The sequence below is a fragment of the Geodermatophilus sabuli genome (assembly GCF_010686765.1).
Classification (GTDB): domain Bacteria; phylum Actinomycetota; class Actinomycetes; order Mycobacteriales; family Geodermatophilaceae; genus Geodermatophilus; species Geodermatophilus sabuli_A.
This window is the reverse complement of the sequence record NZ_JAAGWF010000030.1, coordinates 58,414-66,762: the sequence shown is the minus strand read 5'-3', so window position 1 is coordinate 66,762 and position 8,349 is coordinate 58,414. Positions and strand designations below refer to the sequence as shown.

Below are 8,349 nucleotides of genomic sequence, written 5' to 3'. Positions count from 1 at the left end.
ACACCCCCGCCGACCGGCCCGCACCCGCCTCCGGCTCCCGGGCACGGCACTTCGTCCGGCACTACCTCGAGATGGTCGTGGCGATGCTGGCCGGGATGCTCGTGCTGGGCCCGGTCGAGGACCTCGTCTGGCCCGGCCTGACCGCCCGGCCCGAGGTGGGGGTCCTCGTGATGGCGACCAACATGGCGATCGGCATGGGGGCCTGGATGCGGTTCCGCGGCCACTCGTGGCGGAGCATCGCCGAGATGTCGGCGGCGATGTACCTGCCGTTCGCCGCGCTGCTGGTGCCCTACTGGACCGGGGCCGTCGGCGAGCACACCCTCATGACCTGGGGGCACGTGCTGATGCTGCCGGCGATGGCGCTGGTCATGTACCTGCGGCCCGACGAGTACGCCCACTGACCGTCGGCCGGCCGGTTCCCGCCCGGTCGGCCCGCCGATCAGGCGCGGACGCCGGTCTCCGGGCCGTCGCCGCCGGACTCCGGGGGGACCCGGCAGACCGACTCCAGCCACAGCGCCGCACCCACCAGCGCGGCGGCGCACACCACCCCGATCACGGCGGTCACGGTGTCCCCGCCGGCCGCCTGCAGCCGGGACACCGCCGGCGCCACGTGCGCCAGCACCCCCACCCAGAGGCCGACGAACACCGCGCCGACGTACGCGCTGGCCTGCGCCAGGACGGCCAGCCGGGCTACCAGCATCGGCTCCACCGGGCGCACCGGGGCGCTCCCCCGCTCGGCCGGCGGGCGGCGGTCCCGCTGGGCGGCCAGCCGGGCGCCCAGCGTGCGGGCACCGAGCAGCTCGCCGACGGCCAGGACGCCCAGCGGCACCGGCAGCCACCAGCGCAGCGCCGGGAGGTCGCCGTAGGTCGCCCGCACCACCAGCCAGGCCGCCACCGCCAGCCCCGCGGCGAGGACGGCGAGATCCCGCCGGCGCACCGGTGTCACGACGCGCTCCGCGGGCCGGCGGTCGCTCTCACCGGAGGTGGTCCCAGCGGACCACGGCGGCGACGTCGCCGGCCGGCAGCGCCGCCACGAGGTCGGCCACCCGCCCGTGCCCGGGCAGCGCGGCCCCCGGGTCCAGCGTCAGCCAGGGCACGAGGACGAACGCCCGCTCGTGCGCCCGGGGGTGCGGGAGCGTGAGCTCGGGGTCTGCGGACAGCACCGGCTGCCCGTCGTCCCCGGTGACCGTGACGACGTCGACGTCGAGGGTGCGGGCACCCCAGCGCACCTCCCGGGTGCGACCGGCGGCCTCCTCGAGCTCGTGCGCGCGGGCCAGCCACCCGGCGGCGTCGACGGGACCGCGGACCACGACGACGGCGTTGAGGTAGGGCGGCTGCTCCACGGGACCCCAGGGCGGCGTCTCGTACAGGGTGGAGCGGGCCACGAGCACGCCGTCGGCCGCGAGCGCGGTGATGGCGCCCCGCAGCGCGGCAGCCCGGTCACCCAGGTTGGCGCCCAGCGACAGGACCGCGCGGCTCACGGGGTACCTCGTCGCCCGCCGCCTGTCGCCCCGTCCCCGTGGCCCGCGGCGAGTTCACGAGTCGCGGGGAGGGACGGGTCCCTCTCTCGCCGGATCGTGACCGTGACGTCGTCGAACACCACGCCGAGGTCGGCCTCCGGCTTGTGCACGGTGATCTCGACGGCGTCCACCAGCGGGTCGGCCAGGCAGACGTCGACCAGCCGCTGCGCCAGGGTCTCCAGCAGGTCGACCGGTTCCCCGGTCAGCACGGCGTGCAGCCGCTGGGCGAGCTCGGCGTAGTTGACGGTCCGCTCGAGGTCGTCACCGGCCGCGGCCGGGATGGTGTCGAGCTCGAGGACGGCGTCGACCCGGAAGGTCTGCCCCTGCTCCCGCTCGAACGCGTAGACCCCGTGGTGGGCGTGCGCGGTCAGCCCACGGACGGCGATCCGGTCCGGCGCGCGGCGCTCGGTCACGAGGGCTCCCGCCGGGCCGCCCGGACGGCGGCCACGGTCCGGACGGCGTCGACCGAGGACGCCGCGTCGTGCACCCGCACCCCCCACGCCCCCGCCTCGGCCGAGAGCACCGTGGTCGCCAGCGTGGCGGCGTCGCGCTGCTCGGCCGGACGCACGGCGTCCTCGGCGTCGGCCAGCAGGCGGCCGAGGAAGGTCTTGCGGGACGCGCCGACCAGCACCGGCAGGCCCAGCGCCACCACCCGGGGCAGCTGGGCCATCAGCCGCCAGTTGTGCTCGGCCCGCTTGGCGAAGCCCAGTCCGGGGTCGAGCACCAGCTGTTCGGGGGCGACACCCGCCGCGACGACGTCCTCCACGCGGGCGGTGAGCTCGGCGCAGACCTCGGTGACCACGTCGCCGTAGCGCGCCGCCGCGTACATCTCGCGGCTGTGCCCGCGCCAGTGCATGAGCACCCAGGGCACCCCCGCGTCGGCCACCAGCCGGGCCATGCCGGCGTCGGCCAGCCCGCCGCTGACGTCGTTCACCAGCACCGCGCCGGCCCCCAGGGCCGCCTCGGCGACCTCCGCCCGTGTCGTGTCGACGCTGACCCGCACGCCCGCGGCGGCCAGCTCGGCGACGACCGGCACCACCCGCCGGCACTCCGCGGCGGCGTCCACCCGGTCGGCGCCCGGGCGGGTGGACTCCCCGCCGACGTCGACGTAGTCGGCACCGGCCGCGTGCATCGCCAGGCCGTGGGCGATCGCCGACGCGGGGTCGGCGAAGCACCCGCCGTCGGAGAAGGAGTCGGGCGTGACGTTGAGGACGCCCATCACCACGCACCGGCCGGGGCGGACGAGCGCGCTCACCGTCCCAGCACGAGGCTCATGGCCTCGCTGCGGGTCGCCGCGTTGACCCGGAAGATGCCGCGCACGGCGGAGGTGACCGTGGTGGCGCCGGGCTTGCGGATGCCGCGCATGGCCATGCACAGGTGCTCGGCCTCGATGACGACCAGCACGCCCCGGGGCATGAGGACCCCGTCGAGCGCGTCGGCGATCTGGCTGGTCATCCGCTCCTGCACCTGCGGGCGACGGGCGTAGACCTCCACGAGCCGGGCCAGCTTGGACAGCCCGGTCACCTTGCCGTCGGCCCCGGGGATGTACCCGACGTGCGCGACCCCGTGGAAGGGCACCAGGTGGTGTTCGCAGGTCGAGTACATCGGGATGTCCTTGACCAGCACCATCTCGTCGTGGTCCTCGTCGAAGGTGGTCGCGAGGATCGTCGAGGGGTCCTGCCAGAGACCGGCGAAGGTCTCCGCGTAGGCCCGGGCCACCCGGTTCGGGGTGTCCCGCAGCCCCGGGCGGTCGGGGTCCTCCCCCACTGCGAGCAGCAGCTCCCGGACGGCGGCCGCGGCGCGGGCCTCGTCGACCCCCCGTCGGGGCACGGTCAGCAGGTTGTCGGCCGGCTCGGCCGGGAGCTCGCTCACTGCTGCGAGGGGGTCTTCGCCACGCTGACCGCGGTCGCGCCCTCGCCGACGTGCCCGTTGCCGTTGGCGACGGCCAGCTCCGACGGGGTGAGCACCGGCGGCTGGTCCGACGGCGTCCGCTTGCCGAAGCCGTTGTAGGGCGCGAGCGAGGGCCGCTTGATGACCGGCGCGCAGATCCGGGCCATGTCCTCCTTGGACAGGGTCTCCCGCTCGATCAACTCGAGCACGAGCTGGTCGAGGACGGCGCGGTACTCCACCAGGATCTCCCACGCCTCGTCGTGCGCGGCCTCGATCAGCGCCCGGATCTCGGCGTCGATGTCGGCGGCGACGGCCTCGGAGTAGTCCGGGCGGGAGTGCATGTCCCGGCCCATGAACGGCTCGGCGTCGTTGCTGCCGTACTTCACCGCGCCGAGCTTGGCGCTCATGCCGTACTGGGTGACCATCGCCCGGGCCATCGCGGTGGCCTTCTCGATGTCGTTGCCGGCACCGGTCGTCGGCTCGTGGAACACCAGCTCCTCGGCCGCCCGGCCGCCCAGCGCGTAGGCCAGGGTGTCGATCATCTCCGAGCGGGTCTGGGTGTACTTGTCCTCGGTCGGCAGCACGAGCGTGTGCCCGAGCGAGCGACCGCGCGGCAGGATCGTCACCTTGTGCACCGGGTCCAGGTTGGGCAGCGCGTGCGCCACGAGGGCGTGCCCTCCCTCGTGGTAGGCGGTGACCTTCTTCTCCTTCTCGCTCATCGCCCGCGTCTTGCGCTCGGGACCGGCGATGACCCGGTCGATCGCCTCCTCCAGCGTCTCGTCGGTGATGACCGAGCCGTTGTTGCGCGCGGTGAGCAGCGCGCCCTCGTTGAGCACGTTGGCCAGGTCGGCGCCGGTGAACCCCGGCGTCCGGCGGGCCACGGTCTCGAGGTCGACGTCGGGCGCGAGCGGCTTGCCCTTGGCGTGCACGCTGAGGATCGCCTTGCGGCCGAGCAGGTCGGGCCGGTCGACGGCGATCTGCCGGTCGAAGCGGCCCGGGCGCAGCAGCGCCGGGTCGAGGATGTCCGGCCGGTTGGTCGCGGCGATCATGATGACGCCGCCCTTGACGTCGAAGCCGTCCATCTCGACGAGCATCTGGTTGAGCGTCTGCTCGCGCTCGTCGTGGCCGCCGCCCATGCCGGCCCCGCGGTGCCGGCCGACGGCGTCGATCTCGTCGACGAAGATGATCGCCGGCGCGTTCTGCTTCGCCTGCTCGAACAGGTCGCGGACACGGCTGGCCCCGACGCCGACGAACATCTCGACGAAGTCCGAGCCGGAGATGGAGAAGAACGGCACGGCGGCCTCACCGGCGACGGCGCGGGCCAGCAGGGTCTTGCCGGTGCCGGGCGGGCCGAACAGCAGCACGCCCTTGGGGATCTTCGCGCCGACGGCCTGGAACTTCACCGGGTTGGCGAGGAAGTCCTTGATCTCCTGCAGTTCCTCGATCGCCTCGTCGGCGCCCGCGACGTCGGCGAACGTCGTCTTGGGGGTGTCCTTGGTGACCTGCTTGGCCTTGGACTTGCCGAAGGCCATGACGCCCCGGCCGCCACCCTGCATGGAGTTGAACAGCCAGAACAGGAGGAGCAGCAGGATCACGAACGGCAGGAAGCTGATCAGGATGCTGACCAGGACGCTGTCCTGCGTGACGTTGGTGTCGAAGTCGACGCCGTCGCCGTTGCCGTCACCGAGGCCCGACACGAGGTCGAAGACGTCGTCGGAGGCGCCCAGCGGGAAGGAAGCGATGATCTTGTCGCTGCCCTCGACCGGGTTGCTCAGGTCCAGCTCGAGCGTCTGTTCCTTGTCGTTGATCGTGACCGAGTCGACGTTGCCGTCGGTGATCTGCTCGATCGCGGTCGCGGTGGAGACCTCAGTGAAGCCGCCGTTGCCGCGGAACAGGGAGGAGAGCGCCAACGCCAGGAGGACGACGAGGACGACCCAGAACCACACGGACCGGAAGATCTTCTTGCGTTCCATACACCGATGCCGGGCGGCCGGGGGCTCCGGCCTGGCCCGTCCACCCTCCTGATCGTCCGGGGGACGCTCCCTGCGACCCGGGCGGGCACCCCGGCGCTCGGAGGCGTCGTTGCAGGCGACGGTACACCGGAGACCCTGTGTGACAGCTGTGCGGAAGCAGCGAGGTACCCGGAGATCCCCCGGCCGGGTGTCCGTCCTGGACCCAGCGCTCAGAGCGCGCGGGGGACGGCTCCAGGCCGCGGTGTCGACCGGGAGGTCGACGGTGTCACTGGTACACCTCGGGCTTGAGCGTCGCGATGTAGGGCAGGTCGCGGTAGCGCTCGGCGTAGTCGAGTCCGTAGCCGACGACGAACTCGTTGGGGATGTCGAAGCCGACGTAGCGGACCGGCACGTCGACCTTGACCGCGTCGGGCTTGCGGAGCAGGGCGCAGACCTCGAGGGACGCGGGACGCCGTCCGCCGAGGTTCTTCAGCAGCCAGGACAGCGTCAGCCCGGAGTCGATGATGTCCTCGATGACCAGCACGTGGCGGTCGCTGATGTCGCGGTCGAGGTCCTTGAGGATGCGGACGACACCCGAGGAGCTGGTCGCCGAGCCGTAGGACGACACGGCCATGAACTCCATCTGGGTGGGCAGCCGCAGCGCCCGGGCGAAGTCGCTCATGAACAGCACCGCGCCCTTGAGGACGCCGACGAGGAGGACCTCCTTGCCCGCGTAGTCGACCGCGATCTGGGCTGCGAGCTCCTCGATCTTCTCCCGGATCTGCTCCTCGCTGAGCAGCACGTGGTCGATGTCGGGGCCGTACCCGTGGTGGTTGCCGAGCTCTCCGTGATCGGTGGCGGGCTGACTCACGCGGAAGGCTCCTCGGGGCTGTGGGGTGCGCCCCCGGGACGCGGGGACCGCTCGTCGGGGGGCAGGAGCACCAGCCTGCCAGACGTCCGGAGCACGCCCGAGCCGCCCGGTAGGTCGACCCGGCCCTGCCCGCGCCAGCGGGTGAGCAGCGCGTCGGCGGCCGCCAGGTGGACGGCCTGCAGATCGGGCACGCCGGCGTCGGACAGCCAGCTGCGGAGCACCCGCCGGCGCAGGGCGGCCGGGAGGCCCGCCAGCTCGGCGGCGGGCAGTCCGTCGGCCCCGGCGAGCCGGGTGCGCTCCCGGGCGGCCAGCGCGTCCAGGGCGTCGAGGTCCTCGCGGAGCATCGCGGCGGTGCGGGCCAGCGCCGGCGCGACACCGCCGCCGAGCACCCCCTCGAGCAGCGGCAGCACCTCGGTGCGCAGCCGCACCCGCTGGTAGGCGGGGTCGGAGTTCCACGGGTCGTCCCACACGGGCAGGCCCTGGTCGGCACAGGCGCGGCGGGCCGTCTCGCGCCGGACGCCGAGCAGCGGCCGCCACCAGGTCACCCCGCCGACGTCCCGGTGCTCGACCATGCCGGCCACGCTGCGGGGTCCGGAGCCACGGCCCAGTCCCAGGAGCACCGTCTCGGCCTGGTCGTCGAGGGTGTGGCCGAGCGCGACGCGGGCGCCGGCCGCGGTGGCGGCCTCGGCCAGCACCGCGTGGCGGGCGGCCCGGGCCGCCCCTTCCGGACCGCCCTCGCGGCGCACCTCGGCCCGCAGCACCTCGACCGGGTCCAGGCCCAACCCCCGCAGCAGGTCGGCCGTGGCGGTGGCCCGGTCGGCCGAGCCGGGCTGCAGGCCGTGGTCGACGGTCACGCCACCGACCCGGACGCCGGCGTCCCGGGCCTCGAAGGCCAGCGCCGCGGCCAGGGCCACGGAGTCCGCCCCCCCGCTGCACGCCGCCAGGACCGGCCGGCCCGACCGCCGGAGCCCGGACCGGACGGCGTGCCGCAGCACGGCGACGGCCCGCGGCGGACCGGCCACCGTCGTCCTCAGGCGGGGATGGCGGGGCGGCCGTGCACCCGTTCGACCCAGCGGGCCGGCTCGGTGAGCTCCTCGATGCGCGGGAGCGTCTCCGGTCCCGACCACACCCGGTTGAAGCCCTCCATGCCGACGAGGTCGACCACGCCGCCGACGAAGTGCCGGCCGTCGGCGTACTGCTTCATCTTCTGCTCCAGGCCCAGCAGCCGGCGCAGCACGCGGTCGAGCGGGCCGCGGCCCTTGCGCCGCTGGGCGAACCGCTTGCGCAGCGTCTTCACCGACGGCACGACGTCGGGGCCGACGCCGTCCATGACGAACTCGGCGTGCCCCTCGACGAGGCTCATGACCGCGGTGACGCGGTCCAGCACGGCCTTCTGCCGGGGGTCGCGGATGAGCGCCAGCAGCCCGCCGTCGTCCTCGTCGCCGCCGCGGACGGCGTCGCCGATGCTGTGCAGCACGTCGCGCAGCCGCTCCCGCAGCACCTCGGGGGTGAGGTCGGTGGCCTCGACGAACTCGCCGATCTGGGCCTCGAGGTGCCCGCGCAGCCAGGGGACGGCGGTGAACTGCAGCTGGTGGGTCACCTCGTGCAGGCACACCCACAGCCGGAAGTCGCTCGGGTCGACGCCCAGGCGGCGCTCGGCGTCGACGATGTTCGGGGCGACCAGCAGCAGCCGGCCGCCGCTGCCGAAGACCTCGTACTGGCCGAGCACCCGGGAGGACAGGAAGGCCAGCACGCCGCCGGCCTGCACCCCGGTGGCCCGGGAGCCGATCGCCATGGCCAGGGGGCCGGGGCGGGAGTCCTGCTTGGCAGCCAGCGCGTCGACCAGCGGGTCGAGCAGCGCGGCCATGCCGGCGGTGTTGACGTCGACCCAGCCGGGGCGGTCGACGACGGCGATCTCGGGGACGGGGCCGCCGGGCAGGGCGCGCAGGCCGGTCAGGTCCTCGACGTGCGCGACGGCGGTGGCGGCCGCCTCGTGCAGCTCGCGGACGACGGCGGCGGCCTCCTCGCGGGTGGTCTGCGGGCCGGGGCCGACCAGCCGGCGGGCGGTGCGCCCGGCGAGCTCCCAGTCGACCATCGAGGAAGGGCTGCTCATCGC

10 protein-coding genes are annotated in these 8,349 nt (G+C 74.4%); 1 reads left to right on the top strand and 9 read right to left on the bottom strand.

Annotation, left to right across the window (positions count from 1 at the left end):
* On the top strand, positions 1 to 401 hold a 401-nt coding region (locus tag GCU56_RS22140; protein WP_163484370.1), incomplete at its 5' end, for a hypothetical protein.
* Positions 402 to 439: 38 nt separating this feature from the next.
* On the opposite strand, the gene GCU56_RS22135 is transcribed toward GCU56_RS22140, so the two are convergent.
* The 9 genes from GCU56_RS22135 to GCU56_RS22095 form a co-directional block, all read right to left on the bottom strand.
* On the bottom strand, positions 440 to 946 hold the full coding sequence (locus GCU56_RS22135) for a DUF3180 family protein (protein ID WP_163484368.1): 507 nt from the start codon (positions 944 to 946) through the stop codon (positions 440 to 442).
* Between the two features lie 28 nt (positions 947 to 974).
* Complete coding sequence (gene folK, locus GCU56_RS22130; RefSeq protein ID WP_163484366.1) at positions 975 to 1,481, bottom strand: 2-amino-4-hydroxy-6-hydroxymethyldihydropteridine diphosphokinase; 507 nt, start codon at positions 1,479 to 1,481, stop codon at positions 975 to 977.
* Complete coding sequence (gene folB, locus GCU56_RS22125; RefSeq protein WP_163484364.1) at positions 1,478 to 1,933, bottom strand: dihydroneopterin aldolase; 456 nt, start codon at positions 1,931 to 1,933, stop codon at positions 1,478 to 1,480. The genes folK and folB overlap by 4 nt, the downstream gene beginning before the upstream one ends.
* Entirely contained in the window at positions 1,930 to 2,775 is an 846-nt protein-coding gene (gene folP / locus GCU56_RS22120; protein WP_345772012.1) for a dihydropteroate synthase, read from the bottom strand. The genes folB and folP overlap by 4 nt, the downstream gene beginning before the upstream one ends.
* Positions 2,772 to 3,392 (bottom strand): GTP cyclohydrolase I FolE, encoded by a 621-nt coding sequence (gene folE / locus GCU56_RS22115; RefSeq protein WP_440588760.1) that lies wholly within the window; start codon positions 3,390 to 3,392, stop codon positions 2,772 to 2,774. The genes folP and folE overlap by 4 nt, the downstream gene beginning before the upstream one ends.
* Positions 3,389 to 5,383 (bottom strand): ATP-dependent zinc metalloprotease FtsH, encoded by a 1,995-nt coding sequence (ftsH, locus tag GCU56_RS22110; protein ID WP_163484362.1) that lies wholly within the window; start codon positions 5,381 to 5,383, stop codon positions 3,389 to 3,391. Before ftsH ends, folE begins: the two co-directional genes overlap by 4 nt.
* A 265-nt stretch (positions 5,384 to 5,648) precedes the next feature.
* Positions 5,649 to 6,233 (bottom strand): hypoxanthine phosphoribosyltransferase, encoded by a 585-nt coding sequence (hpt, locus tag GCU56_RS22105; RefSeq protein WP_163484360.1) that lies wholly within the window; start codon positions 6,231 to 6,233, stop codon positions 5,649 to 5,651.
* Positions 6,230 to 7,255 carry a tRNA lysidine(34) synthetase TilS gene (gene tilS, locus GCU56_RS22100; RefSeq protein WP_163484358.1) on the bottom strand — a complete coding sequence of 342 codons (1,026 nt, stop codon included), beginning with the start codon at positions 7,253 to 7,255 and terminating at the stop codon, positions 6,230 to 6,232. The genes hpt and tilS overlap by 4 nt, the downstream gene beginning before the upstream one ends.
* 8 nt (positions 7,256 to 7,263) lie before the next feature.
* On the bottom strand, positions 7,264 to 8,346 hold the full coding sequence (locus GCU56_RS22095) for a zinc-dependent metalloprotease (RefSeq protein ID WP_204332642.1): 1,083 nt from the start codon (positions 8,344 to 8,346) through the stop codon (positions 7,264 to 7,266).
* Positions 8,347 to 8,349: the final 3 nt, after the last annotated feature.

Excerpts from the sequence above, each read along its gene's own strand:
- ftsH (WP_163484362.1), bottom strand. The coding sequence starts at position 5,383 with ATGGAACGCAAGAAGATCTTCCGGTCCGTGTGGTTCTGGGTCGTCCTC.
- GCU56_RS22095 (WP_204332642.1), bottom strand. The coding sequence starts at position 8,346 with ATGAGCAGCCCTTCCTCGATGGTCGACTGGGAGCTCGCCGGGCGCACC.